The sequence below is a fragment of the Ruegeria sp. CDSA079 genome (genome assembly GCF_059612245.1).
In genome coordinates, this window is the sequence record NZ_JBXWQF010000015.1 from 83,498 (window position 1) to 104,870 (window position 21,373).

At 52.8% G+C, this 21,373-nt stretch carries 16 protein-coding genes, 1 tRNA gene and 2 pseudogenes; 6 read left to right on the top strand and 13 right to left on the bottom strand.

Annotated features, from left to right (window positions below; all coding sequences use genetic code 11):
- The first annotated feature begins 39 nt into the window (after positions 1-39).
- Both AC2FJZ_RS15660 and AC2FJZ_RS15665 read left to right on the top strand, forming a co-directional pair.
- Positions 40-903, top strand: a complete 864-nt coding sequence (locus AC2FJZ_RS15660) for a polyphosphate kinase 2 family protein (protein WP_496778786.1) — start codon at positions 40-42, stop codon at positions 901-903.
- A gap of 70 nt (positions 904-973) precedes the next feature.
- Positions 974-1,047: transfer RNA gene (locus tag AC2FJZ_RS15665), tRNA-Gly, on the top strand.
- 228 nt (positions 1,048-1,275) lie between these two features.
- Here the strand turns inward: AC2FJZ_RS15665 and AC2FJZ_RS15670 are convergent.
- Positions 1,276-1,587, bottom strand: coding sequence for a helix-turn-helix domain-containing protein (locus AC2FJZ_RS15670; RefSeq protein ID WP_496671258.1), 312 nt, complete (start codon positions 1,585-1,587; stop codon positions 1,276-1,278).
- A 579-nt stretch (positions 1,588-2,166) separates the two neighbouring features.
- On the opposite strand from AC2FJZ_RS15670, the pseudogene AC2FJZ_RS15675 reads away from it, so the two are divergent.
- Positions 2,167-3,021 (top strand): annotated as a pseudogene (locus AC2FJZ_RS15675) (terminase small subunit).
- Between the two features lie 392 nt (positions 3,022-3,413).
- Here the strand turns inward: AC2FJZ_RS15675 and AC2FJZ_RS15680 are convergent.
- Positions 3,414-5,039 carry a hypothetical protein gene (locus AC2FJZ_RS15680; RefSeq protein WP_496778788.1) on the bottom strand — a complete coding sequence of 542 codons (1,626 nt, stop codon included), beginning with the start codon at positions 5,037-5,039 and terminating at the stop codon, positions 3,414-3,416.
- A 321-nt stretch (positions 5,040-5,360) separates the two neighbouring features.
- Here AC2FJZ_RS15680 and AC2FJZ_RS15685 point away from each other — a divergent pair.
- Positions 5,361-5,450, top strand: a pseudogene (locus AC2FJZ_RS15685) (helix-turn-helix domain-containing protein); the annotation flags it as partial.
- Positions 5,451-5,648: 198 nt separating this feature from the next.
- Here the strand turns inward: AC2FJZ_RS15685 and AC2FJZ_RS15690 are convergent.
- The 7 genes from AC2FJZ_RS15690 to AC2FJZ_RS15720 all read right to left on the bottom strand — a co-directional run bounded on the left by AC2FJZ_RS15690 (position 5,649) and on the right by AC2FJZ_RS15720 (position 13,748).
- Positions 5,649-6,203, bottom strand: a complete 555-nt coding sequence (locus AC2FJZ_RS15690) for a hypothetical protein (protein ID WP_496778790.1) — start codon at positions 6,201-6,203, stop codon at positions 5,649-5,651.
- 68 nt (positions 6,204-6,271) lie between these two features.
- Entirely contained in the window at positions 6,272-6,982 is a 711-nt protein-coding gene (locus AC2FJZ_RS15695) for a helix-turn-helix domain-containing protein (RefSeq protein ID WP_496778792.1), read from the bottom strand.
- Positions 6,983-8,057: 1,075 nt separating this feature from the next.
- The gene (locus AC2FJZ_RS15700; protein ID WP_496778794.1) at positions 8,058-9,215 is read right to left on the bottom strand and encodes a HupE/UreJ family protein; all 1,158 of its coding nucleotides are present in this window, start codon (positions 9,213-9,215) and stop codon (positions 8,058-8,060) included.
- A gap of 19 nt (positions 9,216-9,234) precedes the next feature.
- On the bottom strand, positions 9,235-10,398 hold the full coding sequence (locus AC2FJZ_RS15705; protein WP_050605735.1) for a membrane dipeptidase: 1,164 nt from the start codon (positions 10,396-10,398) through the stop codon (positions 9,235-9,237).
- A 94-nt stretch (positions 10,399-10,492) separates the two neighbouring features.
- Entirely contained in the window at positions 10,493-10,891 is a 399-nt protein-coding gene (locus AC2FJZ_RS15710; RefSeq protein ID WP_496778796.1) for a hypothetical protein, read from the bottom strand.
- A 68-nt stretch (positions 10,892-10,959) separates the two neighbouring features.
- Positions 10,960-12,312 (bottom strand): metal-dependent hydrolase family protein, encoded by a 1,353-nt coding sequence (locus AC2FJZ_RS15715; RefSeq protein WP_496778798.1) that lies wholly within the window; start codon positions 12,310-12,312, stop codon positions 10,960-10,962.
- A 62-nt stretch (positions 12,313-12,374) separates the two neighbouring features.
- Positions 12,375-13,748, bottom strand: coding sequence for a metal-dependent hydrolase family protein (locus AC2FJZ_RS15720; RefSeq protein ID WP_496778800.1), 1,374 nt, complete (start codon positions 13,746-13,748; stop codon positions 12,375-12,377).
- A 119-nt stretch (positions 13,749-13,867) separates the two neighbouring features.
- Between AC2FJZ_RS15720 and AC2FJZ_RS15725 the strand changes: the two genes are divergently transcribed.
- Positions 13,868-14,863: a helix-turn-helix domain-containing protein gene (locus tag AC2FJZ_RS15725; protein ID WP_496778802.1), complete on the top strand. Its 996-nt coding sequence runs from the start codon at positions 13,868-13,870 to the stop codon at positions 14,861-14,863.
- A gap of 383 nt (positions 14,864-15,246) precedes the next feature.
- Here AC2FJZ_RS15725 and AC2FJZ_RS15730 read toward each other — a convergent pair whose 3' ends face one another.
- The 4 genes from AC2FJZ_RS15730 to AC2FJZ_RS15745 form a co-directional block, all read right to left on the bottom strand.
- Positions 15,247-16,080, bottom strand: coding sequence for a cytochrome C (locus AC2FJZ_RS15730; RefSeq protein WP_496778804.1), 834 nt, complete (start codon positions 16,078-16,080; stop codon positions 15,247-15,249).
- 258 nt (positions 16,081-16,338) lie between these two features.
- Positions 16,339-17,169 (bottom strand): glutathione S-transferase family protein, encoded by an 831-nt coding sequence (locus tag AC2FJZ_RS15735; protein WP_496778806.1) that lies wholly within the window; start codon positions 17,167-17,169, stop codon positions 16,339-16,341.
- Positions 17,170-17,336: 167 nt separating this feature from the next.
- The gene (locus AC2FJZ_RS15740) at positions 17,337-19,100 is read right to left on the bottom strand and encodes an adenylate/guanylate cyclase domain-containing protein (protein ID WP_496778808.1); all 1,764 of its coding nucleotides are present in this window, start codon (positions 19,098-19,100) and stop codon (positions 17,337-17,339) included.
- A gap of 276 nt (positions 19,101-19,376) precedes the next feature.
- Positions 19,377-20,156 carry a HalD/BesD family halogenase gene (locus AC2FJZ_RS15745; RefSeq protein WP_496671230.1) on the bottom strand — a complete coding sequence of 260 codons (780 nt, stop codon included), beginning with the start codon at positions 20,154-20,156 and terminating at the stop codon, positions 19,377-19,379.
- Positions 20,157-20,263: 107 nt separating this feature from the next.
- Here AC2FJZ_RS15745 and AC2FJZ_RS15750 point away from each other — a divergent pair, with 107 nt between their 5' ends.
- Positions 20,264-21,178, top strand: coding sequence for a LysR family transcriptional regulator (locus AC2FJZ_RS15750; RefSeq protein ID WP_496671227.1), 915 nt, complete (start codon positions 20,264-20,266; stop codon positions 21,176-21,178).
- Positions 21,179-21,373: the final 195 nt, after the last annotated feature.

Below are 21,373 nucleotides of genomic sequence, written 5' to 3' on the forward strand. Positions count from 1 at the left end.
TTGACCCTGATCAATGTCGATTGCGCAGAAGGTTTCACAATGGCCCGATCAATCGAACAAGGATCAGGTGGCACCATGAGCAAACATCATCCCTCGAAACTCTCGGAGGCGGACCTGAGCAAGCGTCTGAACAAGAGAGATTATTTCGACCAGTTGATTGATTTGCAGGCCAAGCTTGCCAGAATTCAACAAGCCTATCTGTTTCACGGGCTCAAGGGTGTTTTGGTGTTTGAAGGCTGGGATGCAGCAGGCAAAGGGGGAACCATTCGCCGGGTCAGCCAGGCTCTGGACCCGCGCAGTTTCAAAGTCTGGCCCATCGGAGCCCCCCGAAACTACTATCTCAACCGGCATTATCTGCTGCGGTTCTGGGAACGTCTGCCACCCTCGGGTGCGATCTCTGCCTTCGATCGCAGCTGGTACGGTCGGGTTCTGGTCGAGCGGATCGAAAAGCTGGCGCCCGAAGAACGCTGGCGCGCGGCTTATCAGGAAATCAACGATTTTGAACGGATGCTGGTCGATGACGGCACGCGGATCGTGAAACTGTTCTTCCATATTTCGCAAGAGGAACAGATGCGCCGTTTCACGGAGAGGCTGACAAACCCGTTGAAACGCTGGAAGCTGACCTACGAAGATTTCAGAAACCGTGAGAAATGGGACATTGCCGAAGTTGCGGTTGATGAAATGTTGGCGCGCACGTCGACCAAAGTGGCTCCGTGGCATGTCATTCCAGCGAACAACAAGAAATTCGCCCGGATCAATGCGATGCAAGCCATTGTTGATGCGTTCGCTGATGGTGTTGACCTAAACCCGCAACACTTGGACCAGCGGACAATAGAGGCTGCCGGCGAAGCCCTCGACGTCGACCAGTCGCTGATCGACAGCCTGCGCGCGCGGACGGAATGACAAATTGCGTATGATCTACCCATAGTCGGGTTGAACCTGTCTTCCCACTGATGATATCTCAAGGGAAGCGGCGGGTATGATGTAATGGTAGCCTGTCAGCTTCCCAAGCTGAACGCGCGGGTTCGATTCCCGCTACCCGCTCCATAAAAACCCGATAAGCGCTAATAAAATAAAGAAATAAAAAAGGGGGAAGCTGAAGCTGCCCCACATCTGAGTTTTTTTACCCGCCGATTATGCGGCCTTTCCTTCGATCAGGTTTTCCAGATCTTCGACCTTCACCATCTTGCAGCCCGTGCCCCGGTGAATCTTCAATTTACGGTTTTTCTCGGTGCAAAAGATCGGTTGATCCGATTGGCATGGTGTATAGAGATTTCACTCTTTTTCCAGGGCGGACCCCTTAGCTACTTTTGCCCATTCGAGCCAAGCTTTTCGCTGTTCGGGGGAAAGGGCACGGAACGCCTCGAGAAGAAGCGCCTCGTCGTCTTTGTCAGGTGCGCTGAAATCTACAAGCTCAGTTGGCTCCACATCAAGGGCTGCGGCAATAATAGCTTGCTTCCTGGTGGTGAGTGGACGTTTTCCCTTTTCTAATTGCGCCAAATAAGATCGAGATAAATCAACCTTCACTGAAAGTTCGTCCTGAGTAAGCCCTTTGGCTTGCCGGATTTCTTTAATGCGTATCTTCATGATCGATCTTTGGAGTCATTGTGGGGCCCGCATTGGCGGTTTCTATGGGGTTTGCTGTGCGGTGAACCGCATCTGCCTCGGAGTCTATCAATTGGGCTTTGTGGGAGGTTGCGTCGTATCGGTTGAGAACTGCAGGTTCGACGAACTTTGTTGGGGGATGATCCGTTTGATGAGTGCCATTTCCACTCTTTGTTGCATTGGTGGATCACAAGCTCAGGGTTAGGCACTTTCTCGACCCATGATCTTTTCCATGCGAGTTCTCCTTGGTCTCTTTTATAAAGTAAACATGTTGCATTAAGCAACAACAAAGTGAACATGTTGACAAGAAACCGGCGCAACCCAAAAGGTCAGGCGCAAGGTCAATATAAGGTCAGATATATTATAGATTTAAAACAATAAAATAGAGTACGGAAGTCAAGATAAGGTCAGGTTCGAGGTCGGCGAAAGGTCACTAAAGTAACAAGTAAACAAATACATTGATGCTGATGATAGGGTTTTCGCCTTTACAGTTTGTTGCTTAATGCAGAGTTCGCGCCTATCCTGCGGTCGATCTTGAGGCGAAAGAGGCACCGCCCCGGAATGAGCAGCACAACCGACAATCCAGCCTTGGCAGACACAACCCGGCTCGATCAATTCGACCTGAACCCGCGTCAGCGGGCCTTTGTGCTTGCCTACCTTGCTGATCCGAACGCGAAAAAGGCCGCAATCGACGCCGGATATGCAGAAGGATCAGCATAGGCCCAAGGTTCGCGATTGTTAAGCAATGTTAAGGTTGCCCGCGCCATCGCTGAGGGTCGCAAACAGGTCGAGAGCAAGACCATGCTGGATGCAGAGGGCATTGTGAACCTCTGGACGCAAATCGCCCTGTCAGACCCAAACGAACTGACACAGCACATCCACGCGCCTTGTCGCTACTGCTACGGCATCGACCATCAGTACCGGTGGAAGACAGAGCGGGAGTTCACCGAGCGCAAGGCTGAAAAGGTGTTCTTCCTGTTCCACGACGACAATGAGCGCGACGGCGCAATGTCAGGTGCAATCGTAGACCCGCGTATCCCAGACGACGCAAGCGGCTACGGTTATCGCCTCACAGACCCGCCAAACCCGGCCTGTCCTGAGTGTTCCGGCATGGGGATCGAAATCACCCGCATGGCAGACACCCGCAAACTCAGCCCCACCGCGCGCCTCGTGTTCGATGGTGTGAAGGAAACCAAGCAGGGTGTCGAAATCAAGGTGCAGGACCGGACCAAGACCCTTGAGAACATAGCCAAAGACTTGGACATGTTCGCGGGCAAGGTCGATGCAGAAGAGGCCAGCTCGCTCGACCACCTTGTTCAGCGCATGATGGGCGCGGGCAACGCAGTGCCCGTCAATCCGGGCAACGAAAGTGACTACTTGGTTGGTGCGCCCTCCATCGCAGGCCGTTGCTGGTGATATGGATGGTACCGCTGAGAACCTTGCGGTCGTGGAGTCCAGCAACGCCGCGTGGTTTCGAGAAGATGTTCTTGATGCGGTTGAGACCCTCGTGGTCGAGCCAGAACAGATGCGATATGGATAATCCTCCTGTCGCCCTTGAATTACGATAACGCAGTTGACGGAATCTACCGAGTAATGACCGCTCAGCATGAGAACCCGTCATCCGATTGAAACCGTCTTATGACGGCAGAGAACCCAAATCGACCTTAAAAAATGGCGCAACCTATCGCCCGCGGTGAATGTAGATAGCGCGCTTTAGGTTGGGTCGCGATAGAATATCGAAAGCCGAGAATGTCTTACATGTAATCCATTCGATTACCAGCCTATGCTCTAGTAACCCATCTAGGCCTCTATGCTTGGATCGGATCACCTGGCAACCCTATCGCCTCTCTAATGTGGTCAGGCAGATGAAGATTTTGTGCGAGGATATCCGCCTTTTCTGACAGCGCTCCCGCACGTTCTGCAGCAGTCTCCGCTTTGGAGAGCATTCCCGACTTCCTGAGTATCCACGACTTCACTAACCAGAAGTGTCTGCAGTAGGGACGCATTTCAGTCGCATCTGAAATTGCTTCGATCGCGAGTTGGTTATCACCCGCCATCATGTGTGCAATCGAAAGGGGATAAAGCCGGTACGGCAAAAACGGATCCTCGGTGGAACGACTCACGGCCTTCGCTAAACTCTTCCGAGCAGCTTCCCAGTTGCCGGCAATGACTTCGGTGTAACCACTTGCCTCCATACCCAAAACGTAGCTGGGATTCAGTCGGAAAATCCTATCAATGTCCTTCCGGGCGCCATGCAGATCACCCGCGAGGCGCGCGCGTACCTGCGCCCGCGTATACCAGCAGTAGTCAGAGCGAGGCGCAGCTTGAACGGCCTTGTTCGAAGATTCAATGATCCGCACACGCAAATCAGGATCAGCCTCGCGATAGCTTGCTTCTAGGGGGTAGAGTTTGGCTTCACACCACATTGCAAGCCCGGACACGTTCTCGGGATCAAGTCCAAGCGCTCGCTCCAGTAATTTACCCGCATGACTATAGTCCTCGACGGTGGCACGGTAAAACAGCATTGCCGCTCGGGATCTCAACTCACTAGGGCTCAATTGATCGTCTGGAATATCATTAAGCCGGTCACCGTCAAATGCATTGATTTGCAGACGTAATTCGTCTGACAGCTGTTCTGCAGCCCGGTCGCTTAATTCAAACAAATCTTCAGACTCTCCGTTTAAGAAGCGCGACCAGGTTACCTGTCCATCTCCCAACCGGGTAAGGCTAGACGATATCCTTGCTTCGCGCTCCCGGCAGCGCAACCTGCACCTCAGGCTGTAAGTTGCGTCGGTCTCGTATTTTGAATCTGTTGCAATTACACGCACACCAGTGCGGCGCGAAAGACTGTGAACCAACTGCTCCTGCAGGTCAGCACAAACCTCAAGCGCCTCTCTCGTTTCGGGAGCACTTGTGACCGGCTCGACTGCAATGGAAGGCAATTCGGTGAGTTCAATTTCACGCTGTGTGGCGGGCCGCCATTGAAACCCATTCACAGGATTGGCAAGGTTCTTTAAATCGAATCTACCCGCATCGCTGAAGTCCGCTGAAAGCTTTTCGTCCAACTGCCGCTTAAGGTCTTCGGAGATCATCACACCACCGGGTGTAGCCTCAGTTTGCAAGCGTGCGGTGATGTTTATACCGGCACCATAAATGTCGGCCTCGTCTTGAACAATTTCCCCGAGATGCGCAGCCATCCTAAGCCTGATTTTCTCATGGTCGACCAAGGCCAACTGCACAAACTGAGCGGTTTCGATTGCCGCTGATACTGAAGGAAAGGCAATTATCCATCCATCACCCAAGCGCTTCAGTATCTCGCCGCCTCTTTGTACCGCCTCTGGTTCCAGTAGTTTATCCCGAAGTTCGCGGACCAGCCCGATTGCGAGCGACTGATCCGCCTCCATCGCGGACGTATAGCCGACCAGGTCAGCCATCAAGATCACAGCAAGGCGAGCTCTCATAAAGCAAGGTTAAAACAACGTTCAGGTATTGTCATCTTTTGAAGCGGGCGAAGTGACCGCTGGGTATCATCAAAGCAATGCAGTGAATGGCGGCTTCGTCAGCGCAGCGGTCGTTGGGATGGGTCGCAGCGAATTAGCGGTTTGAGCCCAAAATATCGGATGATGCAAGTCGCACAAATGGCCGTAAATCAACCTGTGCGGCAAGCCATTTGGCTAGGATGCCGATTAGTATCACGGTTGGACGAATGACCTCGGGACTGCTTTTGAAGTACTTGACGGAGTTTGGTCTGGTCATCACGCGGTCTTGTGGCCAAGCAATCGCTGAGGTCTATAGCGCGCAGTCTTCACCGAGCGCCCTCAACCATCAGTCGTAAGCAGCGACGGCCGCAAGCCCAATCGCAAAGCCCTCCAATCGCAGCAGGGGATTAACTGGTACATGGGGGGAAGTTTCGGGTTTGTGGTTTCGGTTTGCACTGGATCAGTTCTCTTTTAGTTTGGCGCAGAAATGTGCGCAGCGTGAAACCCAGGAAACACACAATTTGTCTTCCGTCCTTCGCTTCAGCTGCGCATGCATGTTCTGGTCTATGGAAGGTTTGTAGAAAGGCTGGCGCAGTCCACGTCTGTCTTGCGAGAACCAAACATATCCGCCAACAGGTTTCGGCCTGGGTTGATAACAAATCCGGTGTCCGCCGAAAGGCCTTTCGCAAGAAACAAGTCCGCCCCCTGATCCGTGGCATCGGATGAAGCGCGCACCATGTCGCTGATCAGATCCCGCCCTGCCAGCAGTTCGCGCATCACATTGGGGTTCGTGATGACAATTCGGATCGATCCCGTTCGACCCACATCGATATGTTCACCAGTAAAGTCACCTGCCACAAAACGGACAGGCATCGTGCGACAAGCACTGTTGATGCGAAACGAGGCGGTGCCTTTGCCGACAATCCCGCGCAGCATCAAAAGATTCCCTTCCTTTGGGTGCGGAATATTGATGACGGCGATGTCGCTTTCCGGCTTGGTGATCGCTTCGGCGTTTGCAACATCGGTTGTTGCGACGGAGATCAAAATCAGGCTGACCGCCAATCCAATGGCCGCCAGATAACCTTTTGGCGTTCTGAGTTTCATGACAATTCCTTTCATGGTTGCTGTCCCAAGCTTGTGGGTTGTGCAAACAAGAAAGTTGAAAGGTGCGAAACCCGCGCCCGGATCTACGTTTCCGAACGTTTGAAATCGCGATTGCGAACGTATTTGTCGCCGCTCCCCTGGCGTTTATAGGCAGAAGGAGTTTGGCCGGTCAGGTGACGAAACTCCGTGTTGAAGCTGGACTTGCTTTGGAATCCGGCCTCTAACATGATGTCTGTCACGAGCAGATCAGTGGTTGTTAGCAGCATTGCTGCATGGCGCACGCGAAAGCCGTTGATATAGCGAGAAATATTCTCTCCGTGAACGCGATTGACCGCTTTTGATACGCTTCGTGCGGGGCAGTGAAGCCGCCGACCCAACCGCGCGAGCGTCAGATCCGGGTCCTTGAAGATATGCTGTTCTGCCATTAGCTGATCTAGCTTGCGCAACAGGTCCTGATCTTCTTCCAGAAGAGGCTCTGCCGCGGGAGCGCCTGAAGCGTGCCGCGTCTGGCCCCCAAGGACAATTGGCACACCGACAAGCGCACAGAGCAAGACGGCCGTAACAATCACACCTGATATGCCTGTCAGCAGCTGGATGACCCCTGCATTGCCTGCAGAAAGCACCGCAACAAAGATCATATCAGCCGCAACGATCAGGGCGATGAAGAGGAGTGCAAAGAGCAACGCAAGCCTGGTCATGCGAAATTTGTTGGGGGCGACCTGAACAAATGCTTCCGGCGGCTGGCGCAACATTCTCGCCAGCAAAATGGCACAGATGGCATTGGTGCCGATCACGACCAAATCAGCGGACCAGGCCGTTGGTAGAAAAAGCGCAAGTTGCCCAATCACAATACCAATGGCGGCCATCAGAAGCCTCTCTCGGGTTGGGAACCCGGTCGTTGACGCAAGTGATTGAAAACCAAGCCATAGCGTGGGAGCTATCAGTATCGCAATATGAGGCTGTATCCGGCTCAGCCCATCAATCCCATATTCCGATCTCAATCCCACAAAGATGGTGACCACTGCAACAAGGCCAAGTGCAAGGCTAAAAAGTACGCGCGCAGCAACGGGCAGCGGCGGTCTGCTGACAACTGCTACTGCGACGAAAACCGCGAGAATCGAAATGAGCCAAGAAGTGGGAACCGTGCTCACGGTGGTATTCCTCAAATCAGGTTCTCAAGTGCAATGGCTTAGATGCCCAAAGCATTTCAGGCGCTGTTTATCCGAGCTGTTTGACACGCAAGACTACAATGTCATCGAATTTAACACCACATGCATTGGAGCTTGCTAGTAGTCTCCGGTACAAGATCGCGTTTTAGAACTTTGTTCAGGTCAAACGGCGGCATAGGGCATTCGTGATGTTTCGTGGATGCTGCAAGCGGCTCACTCTCAATGGAGTGAAAGACCTCTGACCATCGGTAGCAGACATCGCTCCACCGGCCACGGACAACGGCTTTGTCCCACAACTAGGAAGTAGTTCCCGTTCAAACCAACGACCGGTTCCAGCTCAAGCGGTCAGTGGCGCTCCAAAGCAGACGTTGTCGCGGAGCCGACCGGTATTGAGAGTCCGGTTTCAATCGCTTTGTGGACATCCGACAAAAATGCTCAGATGACCGCATCGAGCCCATACTTGCCGTTACCCCGGTAAGCCGAATCCGACGCGATGGGCAGAAAGCAGCCGTCCGCCGCGTGCTGCACCGATGTCAGCTTCTGTGATTTCGGCTTGTTGTCTTTTGGGTGCTACGGATATTCCCAGTGGCGATTTCGACACGTGTGAACGCGATTTGGGCACTCGAACGCATAGGCTCTTCAATTGCATTAGGCCGCGAACAGCCCAAAGCGGGCTGTCAAAGAACTTGATGCCCAGGCCTTATGTCAACGCTGCAAGAGCCCGCTCGACAGTCCAGAAGGCGCCCACCAAAGCGATGACAAAACTCGCCGGTACCACGATGAGCGATCTGTACCACGGTTCCTTGCGCCAAAGTCCAACAGCCAGAAAGGCTGCCGCTATGACAACCAACTGGCCAATTTCAACGCCTACATTGAAGCCAATTAGCCGGGTCAACCAATGGCCGCCTGATGGGCTAATCTCCTCTAGAACTGACGCAAAACCGAACCCATGGAGCAGACCAAAGAAGAAAATTAGAGTGAAGCGGGCACCGCCTGGTTTGTTGCGCAATATGTTTTCAACAGCGGCATATACAATGGACAAGGCAATTAAAGGTTCAAAGAACCCTGTTGGCAAATCAACAAAGCCTAGCCAGCCGAGGGTCAGTGTCACCGAATGCGCGACGGTAAAAGCCGTGACCTGCCAGATCAGGTCGCGGACCGTTTGCGCAAATAGGAACAGGCAGAGTACGAACAAGATGTGATCCAGCCCGTAAGGGACGATGTGAATGATCCCCTGCCATGTGAAATACAAGAAGTCGGCCACTGCTGAGCTCAGTGTTGTTTCTTGGGACCCAATAAGGTTCAGTGTCTGGCTGGTTCGTCCAGCCTGCAGCAGCGTGACACTTGGGACCGACACTTCAAGCCGCATATCCCCAAGTAAAGGCGACATTTTGATACTTACTGTGCTGGCACCTTGCGGAGCGTCGCCATAACCGACGAAAACCAAGCGGTATTCAGTGCTGTCCGGTGGTCTGTCGAGAACAGCACGGATATCGCGCGGAGATGGAAAGGACAATGCCCGCAATTCGGCCGTATTGCCGTCGAACCGTATGAGCGTCTCTTCGGAGACTTCTGCACGTATTTCTGACAGCGTGGTTTCGATTGTGCCGAGATCCAGCCCGCGCACCTGCTCAACAAGAAATCGATCTGATCCGTTCAAGTCTAAGTGGCGCTCGAAAGCCTCGATCAAGTCGGCGCTTACGGCAATCTGATAGCTGTCGCCTTCAATGGACAACTGTGCATCGCCCAACTCGAACTTATGTGCGAGAGCGGACTGCGCAAAGAGCACAAGCAAAAACGCAAAAGCCAGTCGGGTGAGTAATAACCCGACCAGCCTTATCAAGCGATGGGAAGTCATGTCTCGCTTTTCTTGTCGACTACCCCCAAACCTGCTCGAAGATGCGCGTGAAGTTGCCTCCCATTACTTTCTTGACGTCCTCGTCAGAGTACCCGCGCAACCACATTTCATCGATAATGGCCGCATAGATTTTCGCGGCTTCCCCGATGCCAGTTGTGGCCAATTTGTTTACCGCTGCACTGAGTCCGCCGTCGTCGAATTGTTCTGGATTTGACTTCCCAAACTCATAAATCTTAGACCAGTCAAAACCGTCGTCGGAGCTGAGTCCAACGTTGTCGATGCTTGTCAAATCCCGCATGTAGTCAATTCGGTCGACTACGTCCTGAGGACGAGTGAGCTCTGTCTGCGGGCTGATCATTATGAAAGGCAACATACAAAGGCTAACCACACCTCCGGTATCTGCAACCGCTTGAATCCGCTCATCGGAACTTGTCCGCAGGCGGATTTCTCCCTCAGGATAGCCAGAGTAGAGAGCGTGCACGGAAGAGTGCGTTTCGATTACAGGTAAGTCGGGACGCATTTGTTTTGCATATTCGATGGTACTAAGTGCGGTGGGTTCGCTGGCATGTGACGTGTCGACGAGCACTCCATGCCTTTGCATCGCGTCGACGACTGTCTTGCCATAGGCCGAGATTGGCCCTGGGTTCAGGACAAAATTCCCATCACCCGCACGCTGACGCTCGTTGTAGGCCAAGCCCATTGTGCCAAGTCCCATCGACTTTGCCACGGGCATGTAGATGTCCGGCTGGTTGTTGAGAATCTCCGCTGATTGCGAGTTCCAGAAGAAGCCATATTTTCCTTCTTCATGGGCCCGCCGGATATCACCTGCCTTACGCACCACCATAAACCGATCGTCCGCATCGATTTTGCGGAGGTTGTAGCTGGTTTCACGAGCGAATGTGTCGAAGTCGTTGATGCCTTGCGCGGTTGTAACACCCGTCGCCGTGATACCCGCTTCGAGGGCTCTGGTGTAATACTCGTCCCACATCTCGGGTCGTGTGGCGGTTTGCTCAAAGTTCGCGTTCAGCGAGTCTATGGCAACAATATCCTTTAGGAATTGAGCCGCCTTGTCGCTGGACTCCCAAACCGGGCTGTATTCGCTGGCCCATGTCATTTTTCCGCAGGTAGCTGACAGGGCAGCCGCGGCACCTGCTGTTTTAAGAAATGCGCGTCTGTTTTGCATGGTGAAGCTCTCCCTTTTAGATTATCTAGTATTGTTCATTCGAATTTACTTTGACCCGAAGCCCACAATTCACGGTTCCTCTCTATGGCCAATACTACTCGGCCGGTGTCGAAAACTCCGGCACCCGTTTCAGCGCCTCGACCATGTCTGCGCTCGTCATCAACTCGATGAAGGTGTAGTTTTTTAGGACGCCCTGGCTTAGGCGGGCTGCGTACATTGCCTGCACCATGGCAGGATCATCTGGCAGCCGCACGGTAACGTAGTTTCGACCGTCGGCCATGCCCCAGAAGTAGCTAATCATCTCGCCACCCATTGCTTCGAGCGCGGCCCCCATGCCCTTTCCCCGGTCGGTGGGATTCTCGATCATGATCTGCCAGGCTTCAGGAGACGGTTCTCCGATTCCCAGGTAGTATCGGCTGCGAGTTTCTTCGGCGCTCACGGCGGTCGTGAAAATCAACGCATATGCAAGTGCGGACAAGAGTAGTCGTTTCATTGGCTCATTCTTTTTTTTGGGCTACAGGGGTGCGCGGGATGCCGAGGTACATTCACCCCGCGCGACACTCAATCGAGTGTATTTTTGTAGATCACGCCGTCTTTCATGATCAGATCGAAATTGTTCTCGTAATCCGTCATGATCAGGGCATCCTCGACCGGGTTGCCATCGATCAGTAGAATGTCGGCATACGCACCTTCTGCAATCACACCGAGCGGGCCTTCGGGATAGGGGTTGAGTTTACCTGACAGGGCCAACAATTCACCGGCTTTTGAAGTTGCTTGCATTAGAACTTCGTAGGATGACCATTGTTCGAGACGGTACTTGAACTCATCGTTCTGTTTGGTGAGAGCCACAGGATCCCCAATAATGTCGGTTGAAAAGGCGACTTTTTCGATCCCGAATTCTTTCAGCAACCGCATCTGGTTTCTCGCTCCGCCCTGAACCTCAAGGAACTTGGGCGCTGCCAACGGGCCAAGCGCCTTGGAGACTGTTTCGGCATCCAGCCCCAGAAGCGAGAAGAATGGCACAACCCAAACATCTGCGTCCTTGATCGCCTGCGCCGACACCTCGGTCATCAATTGTGCATGATCGATGCTCTGCACACCTGCCTCGATGGACCGCAGAATGCTCTCGTCGTTGTAGACGTGCACCAGAACGTAGGTATCCCAATCTGCCGCAGCTTTGACAGCAGCTTCCAGTTCTTCCGGTAAGAATTGAACCGTATGTAATGGGTCTACGCTGGAAGACACACCTCCGCCAGCCATGACCTTAATTTGCGATGCGCCCAGACGCAGTGCTTCCCGCGTCGCGCGCAGAACTTCTGGAACACCGTCGGCAAGAAACTCAACGTGCTGATTAAAAAACGACGGCGACGCCCCTTCGAAGTTTGGGTGCGGTTCTGTGTAGTGCCGATGTTCACCATGCCCGGACGTCTGTGAGATCACTGGCCCGGACGGGTAAATACGGGGGCCAATTGCTTTACCCCGGTCGATGGCTTTTTGAAGCCCCATCGCCGGCCCACCCGCATCACGGACGGAAGTAAAGCCGCGCAACAGCATCTTTTCTGCTTCGATCGTGGAAACGGCCCCCCAGTACATCCAATCAAAATTGTCCCTGAGATCCGCAACCGGCTCCGTGATCGCCATGTGCACATGCGCATCAATCAACCCCGGCATCAATGTGCGACCACCTCCATCCACAACCGTCGCGCCCGGCGCGTCGATTGCCTCGGTGGACACTTCTTTGATCAAGTTGCCTTCAACCAGAACGCTGGCGTTCTCGATCCGCGCCTCATTTACTCCGTCAAAGACATGGACGTTGGTGAACAGGGTTTGCGGTAGGGTATCCTGTGCAAATGCGGCAGTGGCCGTGCAAAAAATCAGGCTCGCGACGGCAGCCGCCTTTGTCGAAATACTCATGTCCTTCTCTCCCTTAAAATTTAGTGCGCGGGGTGCCGAGGTAAGTTCACCCCACGCGACACTCAGTCGAGTGTGTTCTTGTAGATCACGCCATCTTTCATGATCAGATCGATGTTATTTGTGTAGTCGACCAGTAGTCCGGCATCTTCAACTGGATTACCTTCAACCAGAAGCACGTCTGCATAAGCACCGGCTTCGATCACGCCAAGCGGTCCGTCCTTGTAAGGATTTCGAGGACCTGACATGGCCACCAGTTTTGCAGTGTTTGATGTGGCCTGAACCAAGATCTCATGCGACGTGAACCACTGCTTTCTAAGTTCAAATTCGTCGTTCTGCCGGCCCAACGCTTCGGGCGAGCCGAAGACGTCCGTTCCGAAGGTGATCGTCACACCGCTTTCTTTTGCCAGACGCATGGACCTGTCGAGCCCTTCGACGACGGGGCGTGATTTCTCAACGGTTTCGGGTGGAAGTGAGGCCACGCTTTCGGGAGTCGGCGTGAAGGCGACGGCTTGAGGGTTGTAGATCACACCCGCGTCGCGCATCGCGATCATAGTATCTAGTTCCGAGATCAACGTCCCATGGTCGATACTGCGAACGCCCGCCTCCACAGCGCGCAAAACGGAGCGGTCCGTATAGGCATGCGCCAGAACGTAGGTGTTCCAGTCCTCGGCCGCATCGACGGCGGCCCTGATTTCATCGAGCGTGAATTGCGCCGTGTCTAGCGGATCAAAGGCGGAGGCGACCCCGCCGCCTACGCTGATCTTGATCTGTGTTGCCCCCCGGCGCAACGTTTCACGGGTGTAGGCGAGAACTTCGCTCCGACCATCCGCCATGAAACCAAACTCACTTTCAAAGGCATTGCGGCTGCTTCTGTCACGCGTATGGCTTTCGTTGAACGAGCGGAAATCCGTGTGGCCGGAAGTCTGACTGATGAAGTGACCGCTGGGATAGATCCGCGGGCCCGGCAGAATACCCTCGTCAATTGCTCTGGCGATGCCGTAGGCTGGACCCCCTGTATCTCGCAGCGTGGTGAAACCGCGCAGGAGCATTTTCTCCGCCTCGCGGCCCACGACAGCACTGAGATATCCCCAGTGCCAGCCGTTCACCGCCTGATTAGGGGCCGCTGGCATCATGATATGGTTGTGGCCATCGATCAGTCCGGGCATCAGTGTGCGCCCACCGCCGTCGATGATTTGCGCATTGGCGACGGCATGCGGCTCAGTCGAGACCTCCGCGATCAGGTTGTCGACGACCAATACGTTAGCATTTTCGATCCGCTCTTCATTGACGCCGTCAAAGACGTGGACGTTGGTGAAAAGGATCGGAAAGCCCTTTTCTTGTGCGGCGCTTGGCGACGCTGTCAGTCCCGCAATGACAAGCGCCGAGGTGACCGCCAATGATCTGAGCAGTGCGGATGGGTGAAATTGCAAACTCATCAATGCATGTCCCTGATTTGTAAATTCTGAACTTGGATGTAGGTTAGCAAGAAGTAGAGAATTTGCGTGTTGTCTTCTCTGGACAATTTCAAATTTCTCAGTCCAGTAGGGATAACTCATTGAACCAATCCAAGACCGCATTAATGACGCTTCCCACAATGCAGTCGAAGTTCTTGGCCGAGGTTTCTGACCGAGCCTGCAAGTTGGGTGCGGACCGCAATCAGATATTGAAGGGGTGTTTACTGCGACCCGAAGTGCTCGATGAACCCAGCCAACCCATTCCTAGCGCCTGCGTTTATCTGGCATCGACACAAGCCGCTGTTTTGTCTGGCAACCCTTACCTTTGCGCAGAAATCGCATGCGAGTATGAATGGAGCGCCGGCTTCGTACCTCCAGTCACAATGAGCGAAAAACCGAGTTTGGGTGATCTGCTGGTCGCTTGGTTGCATTTTGTGGAAACTGTTCAGTTCTCTATGCACTACCAACTGAGTGTTGAAGCAGACCGCGCTTGTTTAGTCGGCAGGCGCTTTCTCAAGGCGTCGCAACCACCCGGACAAGCTGACGCATGGGACGTGGTTTCTTGGTCTGAAATGTTGAAGGCGAGATTAGGAACATTGTGGGATCAAAACGAAATTGAGATTTATGTCTTTGATCCTGGCGCAATTCCATCCGAATTGGTACCGCCGTCCAATGTGAAAAAAGGTGACGCTTGGGGTCTAAGCATGACACTCCCGTCCGCTTGGCTCATGCAACAATCCCCACTTCAGAGAAACACCGCACCGGAAAATGCGATCACGCGGCAACAGCCGCTGGACTTGGTCGCCTTGTTTCGTGTGTTCGATTATTCAGAATGGCCCGGTTTGGATGGGTTGGCTGCCTTTGTGGGAGCGCATCCAAAAGCACTGCAGAGAGAACTTGGCGGTCATGGAACGAACGGTGCGGAACTCATTGACCGCGCGAAGATGCATCTCGCTGATCTATGGCTTGGAGAAGATACGCGCTACATCACACAAATCGGACGTGACCTAGGGTACAAGAATCCCAGCGCATTCACCCGCGCTTGCCATCGTTGGTTTGAAGCCTCTCCAGACAGATTGAGACGGCGATACACTTAAGACTAAAGCGACTGGTATCTAACGTTTCCAAGAGACTATTTGGGCCCGGAGCCCCAATTCCTGCAATTTGCGCCAACGTCAGCTTGGGGCCGAAATCGGAACTCGCCACACTTCGGCTGAACGGCGGTTTTGTCCGCAAGTCTGCCGTTCAGAAGATCTCAGCGAACGTCCGCTGCCGTTCAACGCAGAACTTCAGGCGAAACTTCTCGAAATGACCACCAGCAATGACCGCCATCCGTTTCAGAGCCGTCATCTGACGAAAAGACTCAGATGACCGTATCGAGCCCAAAGCGGAAACGAATATAACTCGCTCAGTGGCCCCACAAGCCGAACGCAAAGCTGAGTTCGGGTGTGCTAGTCCTAGCGATTTTCCATAAGAAAAGTTAAGGATCAGGTAGAGGTGGAATGGTGCGTAGATACATCACGATAGCCTCAAGGTCTTCGGGCGCCATTGTCGCATAGTAGGCGTAACCCATCGGCGGTTGCATTTGTGTCCCGTCTGGGCGTTCACCCGAAACGATCATGGTTTTCAGCTCTTCTTCCGTATATCCGACCAACCCATCTTCGTGGCTCGTGATATTGGGAGCGACGGATACCCCCCACGGTCCATGGAACTCGAACCCACCTGCGCCAAGATGAGTTTCGAACATAGGACCCTTGGGGCCGAATGTCGTATGGCATTCCGTGCAATGCGCGACTGGCCCTGCGAGATATGCGCCATATTCGACAGTTGCGCCTTGCGGTGGCGATGAAACGGTATCAATCGGCGGACCGTAGTCCGGAGGAAGTGGAAAGCCATACGTTGAACTGGGCGTCTCATTGCCACTCGCAGGCATTGTTCTGAGAAACATAACCATCGACATGACGTCGTCGTCACTCAGACCGCGATATAAGCCGATCGGCATAGGCGGCCCTATGACCGTACCATCTGGACGAATACCTTCGCGTATCGCTCGGGCAAGCTCTTCGTCACTCCAATCCGCAACCCGGCTACCGGGTGTTATGTTGACAGCCCAGGCCTCCATCAAGTCGTTCTTTTCAACCATCATACCGCCCAACTCGTTGGACATATCAGGCCCATTTGGTCCTTGAGGTGTATGGCAGTTTCCGCACGCCGCAGGACCACGGACGAGGTATTCACCACGTTCCAAACTCGGTTCGGCCATCGCCGCAAACGGAAAAGAAATAGCTGAAATAGCTATGATTAGTTTATGCATGTTTTGTCCCCCCAACGTTGGGTGTGAACCGGTCAACTATAAAATACTCGTTTAAAGTCCCAACAATTTGAGATCATACATTACTTTGAGAAAATCCAAAAAAACTTTGCCGCTCCACGTTCGCTTCATTAACGAAACTTCCGTTTGATCTGCAGGCAAAAAGTGATTTGTAGAGTTCTTCCCAACCTCCTCAAGCCGATTGCATGGGCGAGCGTTCACCCATGAAGAATGCTATCAGGAGGTTGGATTTAGGTAAGCCTAATTTGTGGGGGCTGGTCCTAGTCCCGCATTGGCGACAACCAAACCAAGTTCTTCGTCTGAAACCGATCCAGAGTACTTGTCCCGCGGAGGCATAGGTCTGGTTTTCCAATGTGGTTCAAACGTGAAGCTGGACATATTTCGACCGTCCACCAAGGCACCGTTCCCAGCGCCCAGTGCGTAATCATAATAAAGTTTGAGAATCTCTTCTTCCGTCACCTGTTCAGTCGCTGCATGTTTCAAACAGGCAGCCCTCCATTTTTTGACACGGGCATATTCGTCGCCAATCGGCAATTCGAAATCCTCATAGTAGTCAAGAAACCAAAAACGCTTGAATACCGGCGTAAAAACCGCCTCTGCTAATCCGAAATCATCAAACAAGAATACGCCGTCCGGATTGTGGGCAAGCAGGAAGTCGTTTAGATCGCGGTACAGTGCAAGCAGCTTTTCGTTGTGCACATCTTTCTGCCCTTGGTCTTGGTTCATGACATAGACATAGCCTGCCATTGTGAATGGACCCTCCTTGGCAATCAACATAGACTCCACTGCGTGTTCGCCAGGGTTAGAGCGCCGCAGTTTTGGCCCCTCAAGTACTTCGTCAAGGTAACGAAGAATAACCAGACTTTCCTTTACAATCTGACCTTCCACGGTTTCGAGAACTGGAAGCGCCGTTGTTCCTCGTGTTTTCCTTAGAAGCTCTGGGTCGCGAGGCTTCGTGATGTCCACGACGCGGAATTCAACTGCATCTTGCAGACCTCGAAGTGCCAACAGAATCTCAAGGCGCTGAGAAAAGGGGCATACAGGGATATGATAGACGGTATGCTTTGCCATATTGCTTAATCCAGTGGAGAGCCGATGAAAGTCATATCGTGTTGCTGCTACATTAGTCTAAGGATTGGTTGCCACAAGGGAAAAGTCTGCAATGTCTTCAAAGTGGAAATCTTACACGATTTGGAAAATGACCGCATCGAGCCTCGAGCGGGCTTCTTTACGTCTCATTAGTCCGGCAATCCTGCGGCTTTCAGGCCCGCCACAATCTTTAGTCTGTGCTCTTCCTTTGCGTAGGGCAATTGGGAATTCAGTGTGGATACCGTAGCTACAGGGATCAATTTGAGAAGCCTCGAACCGGCTTCCTCTGCTTCTTGTAATTTGCCCTGCGCCGTTTTCACCGCCGACAAAAATATATAGTTCATAGGAAACTGAGGCGCGTTTCGTATTGCTGCCTGCAAGTATTCGATAGCTTCTTCATAGCGGTCAAGCTGCAACATTAAGTGACCATAATTCAGAAGGTAAATGGGCGGAGTATGTGGTTCTAGCCGCATAGCCCGGTCCATTGGCGCAATTGCCAACTCCGGTGTTCCCGCGTAGATAAGTGAAGAAGCCTGCCACAGATGTCCATCAGAGGAATTAGGGTCCAGTGATAAGGCTGTTTCATGCTCAGAAAGAGCTCTTTTGAACCCATCGCCCCACATATGCATCCAACCCAGAAACGCGTGAGCGGCAGCAAGGTTAGGGTCTATCTTGGCGGCACGTTCGGCCTCAGCCAATGCTTCGTCGAACGCGTTGTGGTGGCTGTTCCACTTGAAGAACCAAGCATGGAATTTTAAGTAGCTTCTAACTGCCATAGCATAGGCGAAGTTTGGGTCAGCTTCTAACGCTTTGGTGAATATTACCTGCGCTTCGGCGTTGGCTTGCGGACCCGGTTCACGATAGCGCAGTCGGCCTTTAAGAAACCAGTCACGCGCTTCAGTATTCTCTGTGTATTTACTGCCAAGACGATTTTCCTCACCTTCCCGCAACTGTATAGACAGCGCGTCGACAACTTCTCTTGTAATCTCGTCTTGCAGGTCAAAAACGTCTTCCAGCGTTCCGTCTCTGCGATTGGCCCAGACGTGACTTCCATTCGCGGTTTCAATTAGCTGAGCGTTCATGCGAACCCGGTTGCCTGCCTTGCGGATACTGCCCTCAAGAACATAGTGCACCCCCAACTCCTTGCCGACGCGTCGCAGATCTACTGCCTTGCCTTTGTAAACAAAGGAAGAGTTGCGACCGATGACTAACAAGCCAGACAATTTTGAGAGGTCGGTGATCAAGTCCTCTGTCATGCCGTCTGCGAAGTACTCTTGCTCTGCATCACCTGACATATTGTCGAACGGCAAAACCGCTATAGACGGAATTTCTGGCAAACTCGGGGTTGAAATCAACCCTGAAGCTGGGGTGGACTTTTTAGTATTTGCGTCATCATTTGCCGAGTTCGTCCATTTCCAGATGCGGATTGGCTCTACAATGTTTTTTACCTGCTGAGCTCCCGCGTCTTGAAAAGGCACATCCAAGCGGTGCTTGATCTGTTCATGGACCGAGGCCGAAATGCAAATTCCGCCAGGATCGGACAGCGTCTCCAATCTTGAAGCCACATTTACCCCATCGCCATGAATGTCGTCACCTTCCACCACAACGTCGCCGATATTTATGCCGACACGAAAAGTAATCTCGTGATCGCCTGGTGCTTCTCCGTTGCGTGAATGGATAGATTTTTGAATATCATAGGCGCATGAAACTGCGTCGACGGCGCTGGCGAACTCCGTCAATACTCCGTCTCCCATCCATTTGACTACTCGACCTTCGTGTTTTGCAACGGAGGGCTCTACAACATTTTCCCGAAGTTCACGCAATTTAAGCAATGTTCGTTCTTCATTGGTGCGGACAAGGCGCGAGTAACCAACGACATCTGCCGCAAGTATTGCGGCCAGTCTTCGTTTCATAAACACACCCTCCTAAAGTTGGGAGACTAAACTCACGCAAAACTGAAATCCAGTTTTGAATTACATCTAGCGCTCAACAAGACTGGGGTGGTGAAAGGGGCACGTAAGCTGGTTTCACGGTGGCTGCTTTGTCCGCATTGCGGTCGCTCGCAATATTTGGGCGCACGTCTGCACCGAGCCCAAACTACTTGATGCTGCGCGTCGCAGCAATGTCAGCTTTCAGGTTGCTCTCGTATTATCTACATTGCGGGGCGAGGCGATCGCGGTGAGCTACTTTTAGCTCAATCGACCATAAAAGGTCATTCGGGCGGCTTCAGAAAGTTCGACACCGGGTTCGGCATTATAAGCAAGCACTGCGAGAATGCGCGTTAGATCGCCTTCATTCGGTGCCACCCGGTGAATCGAGTTGCGGCCCCGGAAGAAGACCAGTGTACCGGCATCGGCCTCGACAATTTCCACTGGCGCCTTTCCGTCCAAAATTTCATTAACTTTCTCAAATCCCATTTCGCCTAAATCTGCATCGCGAACGGCGTTAACGTATTCGAACTGCCCACCCTTTTCAGGCGCTTGCACCATCAAGGTGATGGCAAAGGACGAGTTGTCAAAATGCCAGCCAAGCTCCTCGCCCTTTTCAGCAAAATGCAGGTTGATGGAAGATAGTGGGTCTGCGTATTGGTGCATCGCGTCTTCGCCAAGGACATCGCACAAGAAGCTCCGGAAAACCGGGGCGTCGTAGAGTTGGCGCAATGGTGAACCCTGCGGCATCAAATCATCGGTAATGCATCCTTTGGATGAGGTGACGAGGCGATTGCGTGCATGGTCGTCAGCAAACCTTTCGTCTTTTGGGGTCAGGTAGACGTTGTGTTGCTTTGTTGACTTAAAGACCTTGTCTTTGTTGGCGATGCCCTCGTCACGGATTGTATCAATCGCTCCCTTTTGAACAAATCCCGGCATCACGAAGACACCCGTTTCGTTAAACTCGTTCTTACAAGCTGCGCGGAAATCCGCATTGCCGATCGGAAAGGCTTTTAAGTCGATAATGTCTTTCAGCTCCATTGGTCTCTCCTGCCGTCAAGTTGCGTTGTTGACGTGATACAGAGGCACAAAGAACAAATAAAATTGTTTTTTGTTGCCTTTAAAGTGGAAAAAGTTATCCAAGTGTCATGGTCGAAATAACACTCAAACAATGCCGCTACTTCCGAGCAGTGGCGCAGACTGGTGGGATCGCATCAGCAGCGCAGCTCGTTAGCATCTCGCAGCCCGCCGTTGCCCAAGCTATCGCCAAACTGGAAACTCAAACGGGACTTGTGTTGTTTCGACGCTTGCACGCGCGCGGAATGGAGCTGACGGCACAAGGTGTCGAGTTCCTTCGATATGCTGAACAAATGCTGGTTTACGCCGAAAAAATGGACGTCGCAGTGGCAGATATTGCTGCTCACAGAATGGGAACATTACGCCTAGGCTGCTTTCAGTCGATTGCGCCGTTCTACCTGTCGCACATCCTCAGCGTCTTCCCGAGACACATGCCTGGTGTAGTTTTGGATGTCGACGAACTTCTGCAAGAAGACCTGATCGTAGCCCTGGGCCGAAACGAAATCGACCTAGCGATCCTTTATGATCTGGGCATTGATGACACCTTGTTCCGCATACGTCCTCTTGCAACGGCAGACCTCTATCTGATCGTCCCACCAAACCACAGGCTTTCAAAAAGGGCGTCCGTGTCAATTCGTGAGATCGACGGAGAGGAGTTCGTGCTTTTCGATGCGCCTCAAAGCCGGGACTATTTTCTTAGCATTTTTTCCGAGTTCGATATTGCACCGAAGATCACGTTTCGATCGTCGTCGATTGAATCGGTTCGCTGTAACGTGGCAAACGGGCTGGGTGTTTCGCTTCTCTCGATGAAACCTGCCGACAACAAAACCTACGACGGCGGTCGGGTTGTCCCGATCAAACTCTCCGATGCAATACCGCCGATGCGAATTGTCATCGCGTCACATATGGCAGCCCCAGAGAATCTGCTGGCTGACAGGTTTACCGGCATTTGTCGGAGCCTGTTCCAGGACCGGAAAATGCCATAGGACGTTGCGAGGCCGGAAGCTAAATAACGTGGAGAGCGGTCATTTATTGGACGCAGGGAAACGCCTGCTTTGTCCCGCATGGCAGACATTCATCGCAGATACAGCGAAGGTCCACTTTGAGCCGATATTGTTGAAAAACAACGTGTTGCTGGCGCAGAGAGAGGCGTACCGAACTGAGCGCGAGTGCCTTTCTTG

Coding starts and splice junctions, on each gene's coding strand:
- AC2FJZ_RS15660 (WP_496778786.1), top strand. CDS start 40: ATGGCCCGATCAATCGAACAAGGATCAGGTGGCACCATGAGCAAACAT.
- AC2FJZ_RS15670 (WP_496671258.1), bottom strand. CDS start 1,587: ATGAAGATACGCATTAAAGAAATCCGGCAAGCCAAAGGGCTTACTCAG.
- AC2FJZ_RS15680 (WP_496778788.1), bottom strand. CDS start 5,039: ATGGCTGACCTGGTCGGCTATACGTCCGCGATGGAGGCGGATCAGTCG.
- AC2FJZ_RS15690 (WP_496778790.1), bottom strand. CDS start 6,203: ATGAAAGGAATTGTCATGAAACTCAGAACGCCAAAAGGTTATCTGGCG.
- AC2FJZ_RS15700 (WP_496778794.1), bottom strand. CDS start 9,215: ATGACTTCCCATCGCTTGATAAGGCTGGTCGGGTTATTACTCACCCGA.
- AC2FJZ_RS15705 (WP_050605735.1), bottom strand. CDS start 10,398: ATGCAAAACAGACGCGCATTTCTTAAAACAGCAGGTGCCGCGGCTGCC.
- AC2FJZ_RS15710 (WP_496778796.1), bottom strand. CDS start 10,891: ATGAAACGACTACTCTTGTCCGCACTTGCATATGCGTTGATTTTCACG.
- AC2FJZ_RS15715 (WP_496778798.1), bottom strand. CDS start 12,312: ATGAGTATTTCGACAAAGGCGGCTGCCGTCGCGAGCCTGATTTTTTGC.
- AC2FJZ_RS15720 (WP_496778800.1), bottom strand. CDS start 13,748: ATGAGTTTGCAATTTCACCCATCCGCACTGCTCAGATCATTGGCGGTC.
- AC2FJZ_RS15730 (WP_496778804.1), bottom strand. CDS start 16,080: ATGCATAAACTAATCATAGCTATTTCAGCTATTTCTTTTCCGTTTGCG.
- AC2FJZ_RS15735 (WP_496778806.1), bottom strand. CDS start 17,169: ATGGCAAAGCATACCGTCTATCATATCCCTGTATGCCCCTTTTCTCAG.
- AC2FJZ_RS15740 (WP_496778808.1), bottom strand. CDS start 19,100: ATGAAACGAAGACTGGCCGCAATACTTGCGGCAGATGTCGTTGGTTAC.
- AC2FJZ_RS15745 (WP_496671230.1), bottom strand. CDS start 20,156: ATGGAGCTGAAAGACATTATCGACTTAAAAGCCTTTCCGATCGGCAAT.
- AC2FJZ_RS15750 (WP_496671227.1), top strand. CDS start 20,264: ATGGTCGAAATAACACTCAAACAATGCCGCTACTTCCGAGCAGTGGCG.